Raw genomic sequence first — 20,468 nt, 5'->3', positions numbered from 1 at the left:
CTCTTTTTGTATTCATTCTGTACCCATGGAAGAATCATCATCCATAGATAGTCTGCATCCATAGATAGTCTGCATCCATAGATTAATGGAGATTCATATTATATTTGAAAAAAGAATCTGAATACTTTTTCAGGAATAATTTTATCTTTGCGGAAATGATGAAAAAAAGCAGACTGGTCCGCCGGACCCTATTGGCATTGCTGGCTGGAAGTATACTGATGTTCCGTTTCTCTCCTGAAGCCGGCGAATGGTATGCACGCAGTGTGTATCCCAGTCTCTCGTTTCTGCTCTCTGGAATAGCTTCCCTTTTTTCCTTCTCCCTCTGTGAGGTATTCGTATTAGGTGTAGTTGCCTTTCTTCTGGTGTATCCGTGGCTGGCAATCCGTAAAGGAGGTAAAAGTTGGAAGCAGGTCATGGGAACAGAATTGGAACTGCTGGTCTGGGTCGGTGTCTGGTTTTATTGGAGCTGGGGACTCAACTATTTCAGAAAGGACATCTTTCTTCGTTCACAGGTATCGGCTGTTGCTTACGATGATACCCGCTTTCATCATTTCCTTACTCAGTATGCCGACCGGCTGAATGCTTCCTTTGTGCCGGAATCTCCTTTGAACCGTGAAAAGACGGAGCGGGAAATCAAAAGACTGTATTGGACCGTTCCTGAGAAACTCGGGCTGACTCTGCCTCAAAATTTTCAGCATCCGAAACATTCGATCGTCAATTCGTTGTATTCAAGTGTGGGAGTCCTGGGATATATGGGGCCGTTCTTTTCCGAGTCTCATCTGAATCATGAGCTGCTTCCTGTGCAGTATCCGTTTACTTATGCACATGAACTTTCCCACTTGTTAGGAGTAAGCAGTGAGGCAGAAGCCAATTTCTGGGCTTACCGGATTTGTACCCGTTCTGCCGATCCGGCCATTCGGTACAGTGGTTATTTCGGCCTGCTCCCTTATGTGCTTGTCAATGCAAGAAACCTGCTTCCTGAATCCGAATACCTGGATTGGGTACAGACCATCCGGCCGGAAATCATCCAGGAATTGTCAGCCAAACAGGATTATTGGAGCGCCCGTTATAACCGATGGTTAGGGGAGTTGCAGGCGAAAATGTATGACTTTTATCTGAAAGGGAACCGGATTTCTTCCGGCCGGAAAAACTATGCAGAGGTCATCGGAATGATTCTGGCTTTTTCCGATGAAAAGCAATGAAAGAAACCATAAGTGGCAATCCATTATTATAAAGAGATTTTCACGTAGTTTGCTTTTAGGCTTTACTGACGGAGAAAATTGGAACGTATGCCTGCTTTCTCTTTTCTTTACTTATAATTATGTAGTTTTTTTGAAATACAGGTTACCTGAAGCCGTCTGTAAACTGCATGTGTGGGGCTTGAGCGTGTTAGAGGTACATGATCTCAATTTGATAAAAAATATATACTTGCATATCTGGCATGAGAATGGATTCTGACCAGTAAATCTGATGTTTTTTACCAGTTTTCTACAATAGTCATAAAACGCATATTATCATTTGTTTATTTTATCTTATCGGTTTTTGGACGCGCGTCTCGTTCTCTTGTGGAACAAGACCGGAATCGCCTTATTTTTCGTTTTTAAAATATTTTACAATCGACTATTTTATTCGTAGGATAATTAAAATATTTTTCAGGAAAAATAATAATTTTTGTTGTAAATAGCCCAATAATCTCTATATTTGCGTCCGATAAATCTGATACTAATATGAAGACATGAAGAATGCTATGGCCGGAAATTCTGTCCGGCAGTTTGGGAATCAGTCCCCTTATGTAGAGTAATGTATTATTTACATAAATATGTAATAATCATTTATTACTGTAAAACACACTTAAATTTAAAGACTAATGAAAACAAATCTGAATCGCAAGGGCTATTGCCTGCTTTTTAGCTTTTTGTTACTTGCTGGTAGTGGCAGTCTGTATGCCTCGGACTCCTATCCTGTTAGCCAAGTGCAAGACAATGTAATCAGTGTTTCCGGCGTGGTGAAAGACACCAAAGGAGAAGCCTTAATCGGAGTTAGTGTATTGGTAAAAGGTACTACAAACGGTACTGTAACCGATCTTGACGGTAATTTCTCGCTGAACGTATCATCCGGTGACCAACTTGAATTTTCTTATATCGGTTACGCTTCTCAGACAGTTACAGTGACCAATGCAAAACCCCTGAACATTGTATTGAAAGAAGATACACAGGCTTTGGATGAAGTCGTAGTTACCGCCTTGGGTATCAAGCGTGCGGAAAAAGCACTGAGCTACAACGTACAACAGGTTAAGAGTGATGCGCTCACTACTGTAAAAGATGCCAACTTTGTTAACTCCTTGAACGGTAAGATTGCCGGTGTAAATATCAATCGAAGCGCTACCGGTGTGGGGGGTGCGACCCGTGTGGTAATGCGTGGTGCCAAATCAATCGAAGGTGACAACAATGCCTTGTATGTAGTCGACGGTATTCCTTTGTTTAATACCAACATGGGAAATACAGACAGTGGTATCATGGGTGAAGGCCGTGCCGGAACGGAAGGTATTGCCGACTTTAACCCCGAAGATATCGAAAGTATTTCTGTATTGAGTGGTCCTTCGGCTGCCGCATTGTACGGTAGTAGTGCTGCCAACGGTGTAATCTTGATTACAACCAAGAAAGGAAAAGAAGGAAAACTGTCAGTACAGTTCTCTTCTTCAACTGAATTCAGCAAGGCTTATATGACGCCGGAATTCCAGAATACATACGGTAACAAGAAGGATTCTTATGAAAGCTGGGGTGAAAAACTGGCAACTCCATCTGATTATGATCCGAAAGACGATTTCTTCAACACAGGTACCAATTTCATCAATTCTGTAACGTTGACTACCGGTACAAAGTCTAATCAGACTTTTGCTTCGTTCTCATCTACCAACTCAGACGGTATCGTGCCGAATAACAGTTACAACCGCTTGAACCTGACTATCCGTAATACATCTACTTTCCTGAATGATAAGCTGCAGCTTGATTTGGGTGCATCTTATATCAAGCAGGATGATACCAACATGGTATCTCAGGGTCGTTACTGGAATCCGATCGTTGCGGCTTACCTGTTCCCGAGAGGTGAAAACTTTGAGGATATCAAGGTCTTCGAACGTTTCGATGACGGACGTAAGCTTCCGGTACAGTACTGGCCGGTATCAGATGCCACTTATGCTTCTCAGAACCCTTACTGGACTGCCTACAGAAACGTATCTACCAATGAAAAGAGCCGTTATATGTTCAATGTCGGTCTGACTTACAAGATTACCGACTGGATGAACATCGCAGCCCGTTATCGTATGGATGATACTTACGTAGAGTTTGAACGTAAGATTTATGCATCTTCAGACCAGGTATTTGCAGAAGGAAAGAAAGGTCACTATGAATTCAGCAACTATAAAGACCGTCAGGAATATGCAGATGCCATGTTGAACATCAATAAGAACATACAGGATTTCAGCCTTTCTGCCAACTTCGGATGGAGCTACTCTAACTACTGGGCATTGCTGAGAGGATATAAAGGAACCTTGCTGGGTGTTCCTAACAAATTCGCAGCTTCCAACATCGACCCGTCAAACGGACGTATCCTGGAAAGCGGCGGTGACAGCCGGGTACGTAACCACGCCATTTTCGGAAACGTGGAACTGGGATGGAGAAGCATGCTGTATTTGACACTGACCGGCCGTAACGACTGGAACTCACGTCTGGTAAATACTAAGGAAGAATCGTTCTTCTATCCGTCAGTCGGTCTTTCTGCCATTGTTTCAGAAATGGTGAAACTGCCTGAATTCATCTCTTACCTGAAAGTTCGCGGATCATATACCGAAGTAGGTGCTCCTGTATCACGTTCAGGTTTGACTCCGGGTACAATTACTACTCCGATTGTCGGTGGTAACTTGAATCCAACCGGTATTTATCCGTTCTCAGATTTCAAGGCCGAACGTACCAAATCTTATGAATTCGGTTTGAGCCTGCGTCTGTGGAATAAATTCAATGCAGAAGTTACTTATTATAAATCAAATACTTACAACCAGACATTTATCGGAACATTGCCTGAATCTACAGGTTATAAGTCAATTTACCTGCAGGCTGGTAACGTAGAAAACCGCGGTTGGGAAGCTTCATTCGGATACAATGATCATTTCAAGAACGGTATCTCTGTTTCTTCTACACTGACATTCTCTAAGAATATCAATGAAATCAAGGAAATGGTCAACGATTATCATACCGATCTGATGGAAACTCCTATTAATATTCCGGAAGTATTGAAAGACAACGGACGTACTATCCTGAAGGTAGGTGGAAGTATCCACGATATCTATGCAACCCGTTTCTTCAAGAAAGACAGCCAGGGATTCGTTGATGTAGGCAGTGACGGTACTTATGAAATGGTAGACGGTGATCCGGTATACCTGGGCAAGACAGCTCCTGATTTCAATATGGGATGGAGCAACTCGGTTTCTTATAAAGGACTTGGCTTGAGCTTCGTAATCAACGGTCGTTTCGGTGGTGTAGTAACATCTTCTACTGAAGCTATTCTGGACCGTTTCGGTGTATCTCAGCGTACTGCTGATGCACGTGACCAGGGAGGTGCTTTGTTGGCAGGACAGGGCCGTGTAGATGCCAAGACTTATTATCAGATGATCGGTACTGGTAACTACCAGACTTCAGGATACTATGTATACAGTGCTACCAACATCCGTCTGCAGGAGTTGGCCCTCAGCTATACAATGCCTAACAACTGGTTTAAGAATATCCTGAAAGACGTTACAGTTTCATTTATTGCAAATAACCCGTGGATGCTGTACTGCAAGGCTCCGTTCGATCCGGAACTGACTCCTTCTACAGCTACATATGGACAGGGTAATGACTATTTCATGCAGCCTAGCGTTCGTAGCTTTGGCTTTGGATTGAAATTCAAACTTTAACAGATTTATATTATGAAAAATATCAATAAATATAAACTTTTTGCAGTTGCCTTTACCGCGTTGTCACTGGCTTCTTGCAACTACGAAGAAATCAATACCAATCCCTTCGAAATGACAGAAGAAGAAGGAGTTATGGATGGTATTGCTATGGGAGGACTTGTTACTGCAATGGAAAAATCAGTTTTCCCGACCGGTACTCAGGCAGATGATACAGACCCTGTCAATGCTTATCAGACAGCTTATGATTTGTCGGCCAACGCATGGAGCGGATACATCGGAATCAACAATACTTTTGAAGGCGGTAACTGCCACCTGAACTATGTAATCGTTGATAGTTGGGTAAAGACTACTTTCTCTAATTCATATACCAATTTGCTGGATCCGTGGAAAAAACTGACAGCTTCGGCTCAGGACAATGATACTCCGGAACTGGCTGCTCTGGCACAGATCCTGAAGATTTCGGGCTGGCATAAAGTATTGGAAAGTTTCGGTCCGATTCCTTATACTCAGGCCGGACAGGGAACCATCAATGTGCCGTTCGATTCTGAAGAAGTGGTTTATACCGAAATGCTGAAAGACCTGGCCAGTGCGGTAGAAGTATTGACTCCGAAGGCTGTGAGCGGCGTGAAGGTAATGGCCGATTACGACCTGGTTTTCGAAGGTGATGCCACCAAATGGGTAAAATATGCCAATTCACTGATGCTGCGTCTGGCAATGCGTATCCGTTCGGTAAAACCGGAATTGTCAAAACAGTATGCTAAACTGGCTGTGGAACATTCAATCGGCGTGATGACAGATGCAGGTGATGCTGCCGGAGCAGGTCCGGGTGCCGGCATTTCTCTCCGTAACCCGATGTTCTGGCTGGCTGATAACTATAACGACTCTCGTGTAGGAACTACCATCCTGTCTTACCTGTTGGGATATCAGGATCCTCGTTTGAGTGCATATTGCCAGCCTGCCAACAGTCTTTGTACCGTAGCTGTACAGGCATACGACGGTAAGTCTTACCAGGGAGTTCCACTGGGACACTTGTTTACCCGTTCAGATGCTTCAAGTACCGAATACGACAGCTATTACTATTATTCAAAACCCAATATCAAGGCTGAGACTCCGTTGTACTGGATGCGTGCTTCAGAAGTTTACTTCTTGCGTGCAGAAGCTGCCTTGTTCTGGGGCGGAGAATTCGGTGATGCTGAAACTCTTTACAAACAGGGTATTGAAACATCCTTCCAGGAAAATGGCGTAAGCGGTTCGGTTGATGATTACATGTCATCCGGCAAGACTCCGGCTGCCAATAAAGTTGCCGGTAAGTATGGATTTGACTTCAGTGCTCCTTGTCAGGTAACTCCGGAATTTAGCGGAAACCAGGAAGAAAAACTGGAAAAAATCATCATTCAGAAATACATTGCTTTGTATCCTAACGGTCAGGAAGCATGGACTGAGTTCAGACGTACCGGTTATCCGAAACTGAACCCGATTGTTCAGGGAGGTAACCATAACTCAAGCATCGACAATGTAAGAGGTATACGCCGTATGTCTTATCCGGTCAGCTTCAACGGTACTGACCAGTCTAAAGAAATCTATCAGGATGCACTTAACAAGTTGGGTGGACCGGACAATGCGGCAACCGACCTGTGGTGGGCAAAGAAAAACTGATGACGGGTTTATTATGAATAAGTAATGTAATATTGAACTTATTAACAGGAATAGCAATTATGAAAGCATTTAAAAAAATATTATATCTCTTCTCTTTGTCGGGCTTGATGGCAACAGTGGCTTGTACAGAGGTAGAGAATCTGGAAGTAGAGCATATCGGTGGATATAATACGATAGGCGACAGTGAATATTATGAAAACCTGAGAGCATATAAGGAATCGGCTAAAAACTATGGAAGACCGGTTGCTTTCGGCTGGTTCTCAAACTGGTCTCCGGCCGGTGCATACCGAAGAGGTTACCTGACCTCTATGCCTGACAGCATGGATATTGTTTCCATGTGGAGTGGCGCTCCGGGCCCGGGTTCTATTACTCCGGAACAGAAAGCTGATAAAGAGTTCGTACAGAAAGTAAAAGGCACCAAACTGCTGGAAGTCAGCCTGCTCTCTTATATGGGTAAAGGAAGAACTCCCGACTGGGTATATGCTGAAGTAGAACAGCAGGCTAAGGACGAAGGCTGGAGCGAATCTCAGCTGAACGAAGCCAGAAAACAGGCCCGTTGGAAATTCTGGGGATTTGAAGGAGTAATCGGCAGTGACAATTATTATGAATCTATGGACCGTTATGCCAAGGCTTTGTGCGACTCGCTCTTTGCCGGCGAATGGGACGGATATGATATCGACTGGGAAATCGGTAGTGGTGTATTCGATATGGATGGTACATTGAGCAGGAATGACCAGTTGATTTATCTGGTAAAAGAAATGAATAAGTACATCGGTCCGATGAGTGATCCGGAAGGCAAAGGCCACAAACTGCTTTGTATCGACGGTGGATTTACTTCATTGGTTCAACCTTTGGAAGGCTATGTAGATTACTGGATTAAACAGAGCTACGGAAGTTCTCGTCCGAGTCTCGAATATGGTACAGATCCTAAGAAGATCATTATTACTGACAACTTTGAATCTTCTGCTGCATCGGGTGGAGTTTTGTTGCAACAGGCCGCTCACATGCCAGCCAACGGTTATAAAGGTGGAGTAGGTGCATACCGCTTTGATAATGACTACGACAATACACCCGACTATAAATGGATGCGTCAGGCCATTCAGATCAACCAGCGGGTTTTCAATGAATGGAAAGCCAGCCAGAGCGGAGAAGGTGAATCGCAAAAATAAACATGAATTGTAAACTTGTAAAATAATAATAGTATGAATAAACATATATTCAAATGTCTGGCATTGGGGGTTACAGCACTGCTGATGGGTGCTTGTAATGACAGTGAAAGTGACCTCCTGGAGCCTAGAGTATATTTTGAAAGCAGAGAATATACTCTGTCTGTAGAAGATGGACACGAAGTGATCAATTACAACCTGACTTCCCGGTTGTCCTCTCAGACTTCGGAGCAAGTGGATGTTTCATATTCTATCGCTGATAAGAGCGTGGTAGATGAATACAATGCAAAATACGGAACTGCTTACGAAATGTTTGATGTGTCAAACGTGAAGTTGAGCAGTAATGAATCGGTAATTCCTGCCGGAAAACTGTATGCCGACAATGTTACATTGGAAATCTCTAACCTGGCAAACGTAGAAGAAGGTAAGCCTTATGTATTGCCTATCCGGGTAACTTCTAATTCGGTATCCACGCTTCCGGGAACCAGTGTGGCATATTTCTTTATCTCTAAACCGATCAAGATTACCAAGGTAGGTACATTCAACAGCAACTATATTTCTGTGAAGTTTGCTCCGGGAACCTACTTCGCTTCATTCACTTACGAGGCCATGATTTATGTGAACCGGTTTAGTGACAACAATACGATTATGGGTACAGAAGGTGTGATGATCTTCCGTATCGGTGACCAGACACTGCCTTCTAACAAGACATTGGAAATCGCAGGCCGTCAGCACTACAACGTATCAGAAGACTTGAAAGAAAATCAGTGGTATCATGTGGCTGTAACATACGATCAGCCGTCGGGTAAGACTGCAATTTATGTCAACGGTTCCAAGTGGGCTGAATCGGCATGGAATATACCTGGATTTGATCCGAACTCAGACGTTGGTTTCAATATCGGTATGATTCCTGGATTCCAGTGGGGTACTCGTCCTCTCTATGGTTACATGAGTGAAGTACGTGTTTGGAACGTAGCCCGTACTGAAAATCAGTTGAACCAGAACATGATGGGAGTTGACCCGAAATCTGAAGGACTGGTATTGTACTACAAACTGAATGGTTCTGAATCACAAGAGGGCCGTACTATCAAAGATGCTACCGGTACAATTGATGGCGGTACGAACGGTATTACTATCAAGGAACTGGAAACTCCGATTACGATTAAGTAAGTAGGAAGGTAAGAAGATAAGACTATTGTTTTATTGGATAAGGTTTAAAGGAGCCTGTTTCCCGGAAGGATTTCCGGAAACAAGGCTCCTTTTTTATATGTATCGGTATCGGTTTGCATGAATCTCCTTTTTATTTGTACAACCCTCCTGCGGAGGTCAGTAAACCTTGATACGGAAGTTCTCCGACCTTCGCAGGAGGGTTATAGCACCTTGCATGGGAGGTTGGAGTTCAGAAATGCAGGAAGTCTGATTCCCAAATGCTTGGAAGAAGAAACCGACGGAGAGGGGAGAACAGGCCGGTCTTTCCATGCCGGATGCCCTAAAACCCGGAAAAGACCTTTGTATCCCCGTTGAAAAAAACTATTTTTGCAGAAACTTATTAATAACGAAATCAATATGATCTGGAATATTTTATTCTTAATTGGCGGGCTTGCCCTGATTCTGTGCGGAGCCAATGCCCTGACCGACGGAGCTGCTTCGGTAGCCAAGCGTTTTCACATTTCCGACCTTGTAATCGGACTCACCATCGTTGCCTTCGGAACCTCCGCTCCGGAACTTGTCATCAGTTTGCTGTCCTCCATTCAGGGAAGCGCGGAGATGGCCATCGGTAATGTCGTCGGAAGCAATATCTTCAATATCCTGATGATTGTAGGCTGTACGGCCCTGGTACTTCCCATCAAAGTCGGGGAAGGTACCATGAACAAGGAAATTCCCCTGGTTATCCTATCCTCGTTTGTCTTCGCCTTCATGGCCAACGACATCTGGCTCGACGGAGGCAGCCGTAACGTAATCGGACGTGCCGACGGATGGATTCTGCTTGCCTTTTTCCTGATTTTCATGCGCTACACCTTTGCCATCGCACATAATCAGAGCGAGTCGCAGGGAGAAGAACAGAAAATCAAGGAAATGCCGGTCTGGCGTTCGGCCCTTTATATCGTAGGCGGACTGGCGGGACTGATATTCGGTGGACAATGGTTCGTAGAAGGAGCCAGTGGAGTGGCCCGCTCACTGGGAGTCAGTGATTCAATCATCGGTCTGACTCTGGTAGCCGGCGGAACCTCTCTGCCCGAACTGGCCACCTCGGTGACCGCTGCCCTGAAGAAGAATCCGGGAATTGCTATCGGTAATGTCATCGGTAGCAACCTGTTCAACCTCTTCTTTGTACTGGGATGCAGCGCCGCTGTCTCTCCGCTGCCGATGGGAAACATCAACAACTCCGATATACTGGTACTTATCGGTTCCTCTATCCTGTTCTGGCTGGTAGGATGGTTCTTCAAGAAGCGTACGATCACCCGCATCGAAGGCGCCCTGCTGGTAGTCTGCTACATTGCCTATACCACCTATCTGATCTTGCAGCAACAGGCGTAAAATGCAAGTAAATAGCGGAATTAAGACTGGGGTAAAGACTGAAAATTAAAGCAGAAGTCCGCTTCTTCGGATAAAAAGTGTTATCTTTACCCCCTGAAATTTCAAGTATTACAAACAAATGGCCATTATAATCAAGAAAGTTACTTCTCCTAAGGAGTTGAAATCGTTTATTCGCTTTAATTACGAATTATATAAAAATAATCCCTATTCAGTACCCGACCTGTACGATGACATGCTGAACACTTTCAGCCCGGAAAAGAATGCTGCGTTCGAATTCTGTGAAGCCGATTATTTCCTGGCTTACAAGGACAATAAACTGGTGGGACGTGTGGCTGCCATTATCAACCGTCGGGCCAATGAAACCTGGAACAAGAAGGAAGTCCGTTTCGGGTGGATTGATTTTATTGACGACCTGGAAGTATCGAAAGCACTTTTGGCCACTGTGGAAGACTGGGGCCGGCAGCGGGGTATGGAAGCGATCGTAGGACCGCTCGGATTTACCGATATGGATGCCGAAGGTATGCTGGTAGAAGGTTTTGACCAGCTGGGTACCATGGCGACCATCTATAATTACCCGTACTATCCGGAACACATGGAAAAACTGGGGTATGAGAAGGAAGCGGACTGGGTGGAATTCAAACTGACTGTTCCCGACAAGCTGCCTGAAAAGTTTGTCCGTATCTCGGAAATCATTCTTCAGAAATATAACTTGAAAATCAAGAAACTGAGCCGTAAGGAACTGAAAGAAAAGAATTACGGACAGCGAATTTTTGATTTGATCAATGAGGCATACGCTCCGCTGTACGGTTATTCAAAGATGACCCAGCGTCAGATTGACCAGTATATCAAGATGTATCTTCCGCTGATTGACCTGCGCATGGTTTCGCTGGTGGAAGATGCTGAAGAAAATCTGGTGGCAGTGGGTATCTCCATGCCTTCTTTGTCGAAAGCCCTTCAGAAAGCAAAAGGAAGAATGCTTCCTTTCGGCTGGTTCCACTTGCTCAAGGCACTGTTTATCAAGAAGCCGAAGGTACTCGACCTGCTTCTGGTAGGTGTCAAGCCGGAGTATCAGAGCAAGGGTGTCAACGCACTGCTGTTCTATGACCTGGTTCCGGTGTATCAGCAGATGGGCTTTGAGTATGGCGAGAGCAACCCCGAACTCGAACTGAACAAGAAAGTACAGGCGCAGTGGACTGCCTTTGAATCGGTGCAGCACAAGCGTCGCCGTGCATTCAAGAAAAATATTTAATCCTAAGAACTTCAGCATAATATAATAAGGAATATGGAAGAAACGATTCATCAGACGCAGACTGCGGCTACAGTCTCCTATACCGAGGAGAATATCCGTCATTTGAGCGATATGGAACATGTGCGCACCCGTCCGGGTATGTACATCGGTCGCCTGGGAGACGGTTCACAGGCCGAAGACGGTATTTATGTATTGCTGAAGGAAGTGGTGGACAACTGTATCGATGAGTTTAAGATGGGAGCCGGCAAGCGTATCGATATTCAGATGGAGGACAATCTCCGTGTTTCGGTGCGCGACTATGGACGTGGAATTCCTTTGGGAAGTCTGGTGGATGCGGTTTCCATGCTGAATACCGGAGGTAAGTACGATACCAAGGCATTCAAGAAGAGTGTCGGACTGAACGGTGTGGGTGCCAAGGCGGTCAATGCGCTGAGTACCCGTTTCATCGCGCGGAGTGTGCGCGACGGACAGATGCGCGAGGCTACTTTTGCCAAGGGAGAGCTGGTAAATGATGTCACCGGCACCACCGACGAGGAAAACGGAACGTATATCTTCTTTGAACCCGATAACTCGCTTTTCCTGAATTACCACTTCCGTCCGGAGTTTATCGAGACCATGTTGCGTAACTATACGTACCTGAATACCGGACTGGCCATTTATTACAACGGTCACCGTATCATCAGCCGTAACGGTCTGGAAGACCTGCTGAACGACAACATGACCTCGCAGGGACTTTATCCCATCATCCATCTCAAGGACGAGGACATTGAAATCGCATTTACCCACAGTCCGCAGTACGGCGAGGAATATTATTCCTTCGTCAACGGACAGCATACCACTCAGGGAGGTACGCACCAGAGTGCCTTCAAGGAACACATCGCCCGCACCATCAAGGAGTTTTATGGCAAGAACATGGAGTTCCAGGATATCCGTAACGGACTGGTGGCGGCTGTGGCCATCAATGTGATTGAGCCGACGTTCGAGAGCCAGACCAAAATCAAGCTGGGCTCGCTGACCATGGCTCCTGAAAAAGACTCGGAGGGCAACCCTTATCCGCTGTCGGGAGTCAGTGTCAATAAGTTTGTCGGCGATTTTGTCAAGGAGAATGTAGACAATTACCTGCATAAGCATCCCGACGTGGCCGAAATCCTGCTTCAGAAGATTCAGGAGTCGGAAAAAGAGCGGAAGGCCATTGCCGGGGTAACGAAGATTGCGCGTGAGCGTGCCAAGAAGGCCAACCTGCACAACCGGAAGTTGCGCGACTGCCGCATTCACCTGAATGACATCAAGGGAGCTAAAAAGGATGAGGAAAACGATCCGCGTCTGGAGAGTTCTATTTTTATCACCGAGGGAGATTCGGCCAGCGGATCCATCACCAAAAGCCGGGATGTCAACACGCAGGCGGTCTTCAGTCTTCGTGGTAAACCTTTGAATTCCTTCGGGCTGACCAAGAAGGTGGTATATGAGAACGAGGAGTTCAACCTGCTGCAGGCGGCACTGAACATCGAGGACGGACTGGACGGCCTGCGCTATAACCGGGTCATCGTGGCAACCGATGCCGATGTCGACGGAATGCATATCCGCCTGCTGATGATTACTTTCTTCCTGCAGTTCTTCCCCGACCTGATCAAGAAGGGGCATGTATATATCTTGCAGACCCCGCTTTTCCGTGTCAGAAACCGCAAGAAAGGGGTGTACGAGACCCTGTACTGCTACTCGGAAGAGGAGCGTCAGGCGGCCATCGAGAAACTGGGCCCGAATCCGGAAATCACCCGATTCAAGGGACTTGGAGAGATTTCTCCCGATGAGTTCCGCAATTTTATCGGCAAGGACATGCGCCTGGAGCAGGTAACCCTGCGCAAGACCGATGCCGTGAAGGAGTTGCTGGAGTTCTATATGGGGAAAAATACCATGGAGCGTCAGAACTTTATCATTGACAACCTGGTAGTGGAAGAAGACATTATTAACTAGAGCATGTGTATATGAGAAAAGCGATATTTCCGGGTACGTTCGATCCTTTTACCATCGGACATTATTCGGTGGTGCGACGGGCACTGACTTTTATGGATGAGGTGATTATCGGTATCGGGGTGAACGATGCAAAGCGGACGTGGTTTCCTACGGAGAAGAGGGTAGCCATGATACAGAAACTGTATGCCGACGAGTCCCGTATCAAGGTGGCGGCGTACGACGGACTGACCATTGACTTTGCACGTGAGCAGGAAGCCGGATTCATTATCCGTGGAATCCGTACGGTGCGTGACTTTGAATACGAGGAGACCATTGCCGACATCAACCGTAAGCTTTCGGGCATCGAAACCATCCTGTTGTTTACCGAACCTGAACTGACTTCGGTGAGTTCGACCATCGTGCGAGAATTGCTGCAATTCGGCAAGGATGTGACTCCTTTCCTTCCGGAAAACCTGGATATCAACCTGTAGGAAAGGCCGGAGAGCCCTTCTGGCGGGAAGACGGAAAAAACAATGGGGAGGTGGAAAATCCTTTTCTGCAGGCCTCATTGACAGTATAAGACTTATAATAAACAGAACGAGAGTATCATATGATAAAAAAGAGAATAGGGGCAGCCTTGTGCTGCCTTTGCTTTATCGCTTTTGCGGGAGCACAGAATAAACTGCTTCAGTCGCCGGCTCGGAAATTACAGCTGGCAGAGTTTGCCATCGCAAACTTGTACGTGGATTCAGTGAACGAAAACAAACTGGTGGAGAGTGCGATTGTCCGTATGCTGGAAGAACTGGACCCGCATTCCACTTATTCCGATCCGGAAGAGGTGAAACGGCTGAACGAGCCTTTGCAGGGAAACTTCGACGGCATCGGCATTCAGTTTAACATGGCTACCGACACCCTGTTTGTCATTCAGCCGGTATCGGGAGGTCCTTCCGAAAAGGTCGGAATACTGGCCGGAGACCGGATTATCGAAGTCAATGACACGGTCATCGCAGGAGTGAAGATGAGCATGGAGGAGGTAATGCGCCGTCTGCGGGGTAAGAAAGGTACCAAAGTCAACGTCAAGGTGATGCGTCGTGGCTCCGACGGGCTGATTCCTTTTACCATCAAGCGCGACAAGATTCCGGTTTACAGCCTGGATGCCTCTTATATGGTCAACAAGCAGGTGGGTTATATCCGTGTCAGCCGCTTTGCCGCTACCACCGGCAAGGAGTTTGCCACTGCCTTGCAGAACCTGAAGAAAAAGGGTATGAAAGACCTGATTCTGGACCTTCAGGGCAACGGCGGAGGTTATCTGAATGCGGCTATCGACCTGGTAAACCAGTTTCTAGGAAAGAAAGAACTGATTGTATATACCGAAGGACGCCGCAATCCGCGTGCCGAGTTTGAGGCGGAAGGAGACGGTACGTTCCGCGACGGACGGGTGGTGGTGCTGATTGATGAGTTTTCGGCTTCTGCCAGTGAGATTGTGACCGGAGCCCTGCAGGACTGGGACCGTGCTGTGGTAGTGGGACGGCGCAGTTTCGGTAAAGGACTGGTGCAGCGCCCTATCGACCTGCCGGACGGTTCGATGATCCGTCTGACGGTGGCACGTTATTATACCCCTTCGGGACGTTGTATACAGAAGCCTTACGAGAGCATCGAGCAGTACAACAAAGACTTGATTGACCGTTATAACCGGGGCGAAATGCAGAGTGCCGACAGTATTCATTTCCCGGATTCGCTGAAATACAATACCTTGCGCCTGGGACGTACCGTATACGGGGGAGGAGGCATCATGCCCGACTACTTTATTCCGGTAGACACGACGATGTATACGGATTATTACCTGGCGTTGCGCGACAAGGGGGCCATTGTACAGGCAAATCTGAAGCTGATTGACCGGAACCGTCAGACCTGGATGAAGAAGTATAAGAATTTTGAGCGTTTCGACCGTTCGTTTGAGGTTTCCGAAGAAATGCTGAAAGAGCTTGTCGAACTGGGTAAGACGCTGGGAGTTCCTTATAAGGAAGAACAGTACAGGATTTCCCTGCCGCTGATCAAGGTACAGATCAAGGCACTGATTGCCCGCGACCTCTGGGATATGAACGAGTATTTCCAGGTGGTCAATGCATTGAACGGAAGTTTTGTGAAGGCTGTGGAACTGCTGGAACGTCCGGGGATGAATTTCCCGGACCGGAAATAAAATGCAGGTTTTTGAGCAGGTTTTTGAGCAGGTTTTTTACCGGGTAAATTGCATACTGCGTGATTATTTATACCTTTGCATCCCGGTAAACACATTCAGTCTTAACACTATTAAAAAAAACATTCTGTTTATGAAGATTGTCGACTTCAGCCAAAACAATACTTTGCTGAACCAGTTTCTGGCGGAAATCCGTGATGTACACATTCAGGGAGACAGCCTGCGCTTCCGCCGGAACATTGAGCGTATCGGAGAGATTATGGCTTATGAAATCAGCCGTGATTTTCCTTATATGCCGCTGACTGTACAGACTCCTTTGGCTCAGGCTACGGAGAATGTACCTGCTGTACAACCGGTAATCGCTACGATTCTGCGTGCCGGACTTCCTTTGCACCAGGGTTTCCTGAATTATTTCGACCGGGCAGAGAATGCTTTTGTCTCGGCGTATCGCAAATATGTGGATGCAGATCATTTTGATATTCATATCGAGTACATTGCCTCTCCCCGTCTGGACGGAAAGGTACTGATACAGGTCGACCCGATGCTGGCTACCGGGGGATCGATGGAGCTGGCTTACCGTGCGCTGCTCACGAAAGGAGAGCCTGCACACATTCATGTGGTATCGGTGATTGCCAGCCGTCAGGCTGTGGAACACGTGGCCAAAACGCTTCCTGCCGACAAGACAACGATCTGGTGTGCGGCAATCGACCCGGAACTGAATGCACATTCTTATATTGTTCCCGGACTGGGAGACGCCGGCGACCTGTGTTACGGTGAGAAAGAGTAACCGTGGAATGAAAACTGAGATGAGACACCTCTCCGCAAGGAAAAGCGGGGGAGTGTCTCATTTTTTTATGGGGCCGTTCAGGCCGGATTTTCTGTCCCGAAAAGGAAACAGCCCCTGTATAAAGCGATAAAATGGGTTTTAAGGTGCCTTCCATTAAAGAATAATTTCCGTAATTCCTTGTATTATCTAAGGAAAACCTCTACATTTGTAACATGTTTCAGACTGTAGGAACCGAAATTTTAGTTCAAACAATTAAATAATTTAAATTCAATCATTTATGTGGTTAAGTAATTCATCTATTGGAAGGAAAGTGGTGATGAGTGTAACTGGTATCGCCCTTGTCCTGTTTCTGACATTTCACATGGCGATGAACTTGGTTGCTCTGTTCTCGGGTGAGGCGTACAACCTGGTTTGTGAATTCCTGGGAGCTAACTGGTATGCACTGGTGGCAACTGTGGGATTGGCTGCCTTGTTCGTAATTCACATCATCTACGCTTTCTGGCTGACTATCCAGAACCGTGCAGCCCGCGGTAGCGAACGCTATGCGGTGACTGTAAAACCGAAAAATGTAGAATGGGCTTCACAGAACATGTTGGCGCTGGGTGTAGTAGTAATCCTGGGTCTGGCACTTCACTTCTACAATTTCTGGTACAAGATGCAGTTTGCTGAAATTATCGGTAATCCGATGCTGGGAGGTCTCCACGCTACTGACGGTTACGGTTATATCCTGCAGACTTTTGCTAATCCGGTATTCTTCGTATTGTACCTGGTATGGCTGGCTGCTCTGTGGTTCCACCTGACTCACGGATTCTGGAGCTCAATGCAGTCTTTGGGTTGGAATAACCAGATCTGGATCAACCGTTGGAAATGCATCTCTAACATTTACTCAACTATCATCGTGCTGGGATTTGCACTGGTTGCAGTAGTGTTCTTCCTGAAGAATATCATGGGTTGCGGTGCTTGCTAATTAAGAAAGTGTAACTGATTAAATTGAAAAACATTATGACTAAAATATTAGATTCTAAGATTCCTGAAGGCCCGATAGCTGAGAAATGGACTAATTATAAAGCTCACCAGAAATTGGTGAACCCGGCTAACAAACGCCGCTTGGATATCATCGTTGTAGGTACTGGTTTGGCAGGTGCTTCTGCTGCTGCTTCACTGGGTGAAATGGGATTCCGTGTATTCAACTTCTGTATCCAGGATTCTCCTCGCCGTGCACACTCTATCGCTGCACAGGGTGGTATCAACGCTGCAAAGAACTATCAGAATGACGGTGACTCTGTATATCGTCTGTTCTATGATACTGTAAAGGGTGGTGACTACCGTGCCCGTGAAGCTAACGTATACCGTCTGGCTGAGGTTTCAAACAACATTATCGACCAGTGCGTGGCACAGGGTGTTCCTTTCGCACGTGAATACGGCGGTACTTTGGCTAACCGTTCTTTCGGTGGTGCTCAGGTTTCTCGTACTTTCTATGCTAAAGGTCAGACTGGTCAGCAGCTGCTGCTGGGTGCTTACTCTGCATTGAGCCGTCAGGTAGGTATCGGTACTGTAAAACTGTATACTCGTTACGAAATGCTGGACGTAGTATTGGTTGACGGCCGTGCCCGTGGTATCATTGCCAAGAACCTGGTAACTGGTAAGCTGGAACGTTTCGCAGCTCACGCAGTGGTAATCGCTACTGGTGGTTACGGTAACACTTACTTCTTGTCTACCAATGCAATGGGATGTAACGTAACTGCTGCAATGTCTTGCTACCGTAAGGGTGCAATGTTTGCTAATCCTGCTTACGTACAGATCCACCCGACTTGTATTCCGGTTCACGGAGACAAGCAGTCTAAGCTGACATTGATGTCTGAATCATTGCGTAACGACGGTCGTATCTGGGTTCCGAAGAAACTGGAAGATGCAAAGGCTTTGCAGGCTGGAACCAAGAAGGGTAGTGATATCCCTGAAGAAGACCGTGACTACTACCTGGAACGTCGTTATCCGGCATTCGGTAACCTGGTTCCTCGTGACGTGGCTTCACGTGCGGCTAAAGAACGTTGCGACCATGGCTTCGGTGTAAACAATACTGGTTTGGCTGTATTCCTGGACTTCTCTGAAAGTATTGAACGTCTGGGTATCGACGTAGTTCGTCAGCGTTATGGTAACTTGTTCGACATGTACGAAGAAATTACTGACGTTAATCCGGGTGAACTGGCAAAAGAAATGGGTGGCAGAAAATATTATAACCCGATGATGATTTATCCGGCTATCCACTATACAATGGGTGGTATCTGGGTTGACTACGAACTGCAGACTACTATCAAGGGATTGTTCGCAATCGGTGAATGTAACTTCTCTGACCACGGTGCAAACCGCCTGGGTGCTTCTGCGTTGATGCAGGGATTGGCTGACGGTTACTTCGTATTGCCTTACACTATCCAGAACTATCTGTCTGACCAGATTACTGTTCCTCGCTTCTCTACTGACCTGCCTGAATTCGCTGAAGCTGAAAAGGCTGTACAGGCTAAGATCGATCACCTGATGAACATCAAGGGTAAGAAGTCAGTTGACTCAATCCACAAGGAATTGGGCCGCGTAATGTGGGAATATGTAGGTATGGGACGTACTGAAGAAGGTCTGAAGACTGGTCTGGCACGTCTGAAAGAAATCCGTAAGGAATTCGAAACTGAACTGTTCATCCCGGGTTCAAAAGAAGGTATGAACATTGAGCTCGACAAGGCATTCCGTCTGGATGACTTCATTACAATGGGTCAGCTTATCGCTTACGATGCATTGAACCGTAATGAATCTTGTGGTGGTCACTTCCGTGAAGAATATCAGACTGAAGAAGGAGAAGCTAAGCGTGATGACGAAAACTTCTTCTATGTAGCTTGCTGGGAATACCAGGGAAGCGACGACAAGGCTCCTGTACTTTACAAAGAACCGTTGGTTTACGAGGCTATCAAAGTACAGACTCGTAACTATAAGAGCTAATCAGTACCGTTAAATTATTAAAGATTATACACAAATGGATAAAAATATATCATTTACGCTGAAAATTTGGCGTCAGAACGGACCGAAAGATAAAGGTCATTTTGATACATTCCAGATGAAAGATATCTCGGGAGATACTTCATTCCTGGAAATGCTGGATATCTTGAACGAACAGTTGGTAGAATCTGGTAAAGAACCGGTTGTGTTCGACCATGACTGTCGTGAAGGTATCTGCGGTATGTGTTCTTTGTATATCAACGGACATCCTCACGGACCTGCTACAGGAGCTACTACTTGTCAGATTTACATGCGCCGCTTCAAAGATGGTGATGTAATCACTGTTGAACCTTGGCGTTCTGCCGGTTTCCCGGTTATCAAGGACTTGATGGTAGACCGTTCTGCTTATGATAAGATCATGCAGGCTGGTGGTTTCGTAAGCGTACGTACAGGTGCTCCTCAGGATGCCAATGCAATCCTGATTCCGAAGCCAATCGCTGACGAAGCAATGGATGCTGCTTCTTGTATCGGTTGTGGTGCTTGTGTGGCTGCTTGTAAGAACGGTTCAGCTATGTTGTTCGTTTCTGCAAAGGTTAGCCAGTTGAACCTGTTGCCTCAGGGTAAACCGGAAGCACTGCGTCGTGCGAAAGCGATGTTGTCTAAGATGGATGAACTGGGATTCGGTAACTGTACAAACACTCGTGCTTGTGAGGCTGAATGTCCGAAATGCGTTTCTATCAGCAACATTGCGCGCTTGAACCGCGACTTTATCAAAGCTAAACTGAAAGACTAATATTTTCTCTTTCTATTATAAAAAAAGCTCCTTCATTGAAGGGGCTTTTTTTATGCCTTTCCAGAGGGACACTGGGTCAGTAGCTTTTTAGTGGGGATATGCATATAAGTTCGCAATGCGGAATAAGAAAAACTTCTTGTCAACAACTCCCCTGAGATTCGCTCTAAAGAGTTTGATTTTAGCATTGAATGATTCAGCA

The 20,468-nt window shown here is 46.2% G+C and carries 14 protein-coding genes and 1 pseudogene; 14 read left to right on the top strand and 1 reads right to left on the bottom strand.

Features of this window, described 5'->3' with window-relative positions:
* The first annotated feature begins 155 nt into the window (after positions 1 to 155).
* The 14 genes from H3001_RS13645 to H3001_RS13580 all read left to right on the top strand — a co-directional run bounded on the left by H3001_RS13645 (position 156) and on the right by H3001_RS13580 (position 20,269).
* The gene (locus H3001_RS13645) at positions 156 to 1,202 is read left to right on the top strand and encodes a DUF3810 domain-containing protein (RefSeq protein WP_394367811.1); all 1,047 of its coding nucleotides are present in this window, start codon (positions 156 to 158) and stop codon (positions 1,200 to 1,202) included.
* 665 nt (positions 1,203 to 1,867) lie between these two features.
* The gene (locus H3001_RS13640) at positions 1,868 to 4,951 is read left to right on the top strand and encodes a SusC/RagA family TonB-linked outer membrane protein (protein WP_178244458.1); all 3,084 of its coding nucleotides are present in this window, start codon (positions 1,868 to 1,870) and stop codon (positions 4,949 to 4,951) included.
* A gap of 12 nt (positions 4,952 to 4,963) precedes the next feature.
* Positions 4,964 to 6,607, top strand: a complete 1,644-nt coding sequence (locus H3001_RS13635; protein WP_178244459.1) for a SusD/RagB family nutrient-binding outer membrane lipoprotein — start codon at positions 4,964 to 4,966, stop codon at positions 6,605 to 6,607.
* A gap of 59 nt (positions 6,608 to 6,666) precedes the next feature.
* Entirely contained in the window at positions 6,667 to 7,776 is a 1,110-nt protein-coding gene (locus H3001_RS13630; RefSeq protein WP_178244460.1) for a glycoside hydrolase family 18, read from the top strand.
* Between the two features lie 33 nt (positions 7,777 to 7,809).
* Positions 7,810 to 8,943: a DUF1735 and LamG domain-containing protein gene (locus H3001_RS13625; protein WP_178244461.1), complete on the top strand. Its 1,134-nt coding sequence runs from the start codon at positions 7,810 to 7,812 to the stop codon at positions 8,941 to 8,943.
* Between the two features lie 399 nt (positions 8,944 to 9,342).
* Entirely contained in the window at positions 9,343 to 10,311 is a 969-nt protein-coding gene (locus tag H3001_RS13620; RefSeq protein WP_178244489.1) for a calcium/sodium antiporter, read from the top strand.
* A gap of 118 nt (positions 10,312 to 10,429) precedes the next feature.
* Positions 10,430 to 11,560 (top strand): N-acetyltransferase, encoded by a 1,131-nt coding sequence (locus H3001_RS13615; protein WP_181215218.1) that lies wholly within the window; start codon positions 10,430 to 10,432, stop codon positions 11,558 to 11,560.
* Between the two features lie 33 nt (positions 11,561 to 11,593).
* On the top strand, positions 11,594 to 13,531 hold the full coding sequence (locus H3001_RS13610) for a DNA topoisomerase IV subunit B (protein ID WP_178244463.1): 1,938 nt from the start codon (positions 11,594 to 11,596) through the stop codon (positions 13,529 to 13,531).
* Positions 13,532 to 13,542: 11 nt separating this feature from the next.
* Positions 13,543 to 14,001 (top strand): pantetheine-phosphate adenylyltransferase, encoded by a 459-nt coding sequence (coaD, locus tag H3001_RS13605; RefSeq protein ID WP_178244464.1) that lies wholly within the window; start codon positions 13,543 to 13,545, stop codon positions 13,999 to 14,001.
* 119 nt (positions 14,002 to 14,120) lie between these two features.
* On the top strand, positions 14,121 to 15,710 hold the full coding sequence (locus H3001_RS13600) for a S41 family peptidase (RefSeq protein WP_181215217.1): 1,590 nt from the start codon (positions 14,121 to 14,123) through the stop codon (positions 15,708 to 15,710).
* 130 nt (positions 15,711 to 15,840) lie between these two features.
* Entirely contained in the window at positions 15,841 to 16,494 is a 654-nt protein-coding gene (gene upp, locus H3001_RS13595) for a uracil phosphoribosyltransferase (RefSeq protein ID WP_181215216.1), read from the top strand.
* A 277-nt stretch (positions 16,495 to 16,771) separates the two neighbouring features.
* Positions 16,772 to 17,461: a succinate dehydrogenase/fumarate reductase cytochrome b subunit gene (locus H3001_RS13590; RefSeq protein ID WP_178244467.1), complete on the top strand. Its 690-nt coding sequence runs from the start codon at positions 16,772 to 16,774 to the stop codon at positions 17,459 to 17,461.
* Between the two features lie 35 nt (positions 17,462 to 17,496).
* Positions 17,497 to 19,479 (top strand): fumarate reductase/succinate dehydrogenase flavoprotein subunit, encoded by a 1,983-nt coding sequence (locus H3001_RS13585; RefSeq protein WP_181215215.1) that lies wholly within the window; start codon positions 17,497 to 17,499, stop codon positions 19,477 to 19,479.
* A 34-nt stretch (positions 19,480 to 19,513) separates the two neighbouring features.
* Complete coding sequence (locus H3001_RS13580) at positions 19,514 to 20,269, top strand: succinate dehydrogenase/fumarate reductase iron-sulfur subunit (RefSeq protein WP_178244469.1); 756 nt, start codon at positions 19,514 to 19,516, stop codon at positions 20,267 to 20,269.
* Positions 20,270 to 20,356: 87 nt separating this feature from the next.
* On the opposite strand, the pseudogene H3001_RS19880 reads toward H3001_RS13580, so the two are convergent.
* Positions 20,357 to 20,468 (bottom strand): annotated as a pseudogene (locus H3001_RS19880) (ISAon1 family transposase); the annotation flags it as partial.

The sequence above is a fragment of the Phocaeicola faecicola genome (assembly GCF_013618865.1).
Taxonomy (GTDB): Bacteria; Bacteroidota; Bacteroidia; order Bacteroidales; family Bacteroidaceae; genus Phocaeicola; species Phocaeicola faecicola.
The sequence above is the reverse complement of the archived record's forward strand: the minus strand, read 5'-3'. Positions and strand labels throughout refer to the sequence as shown.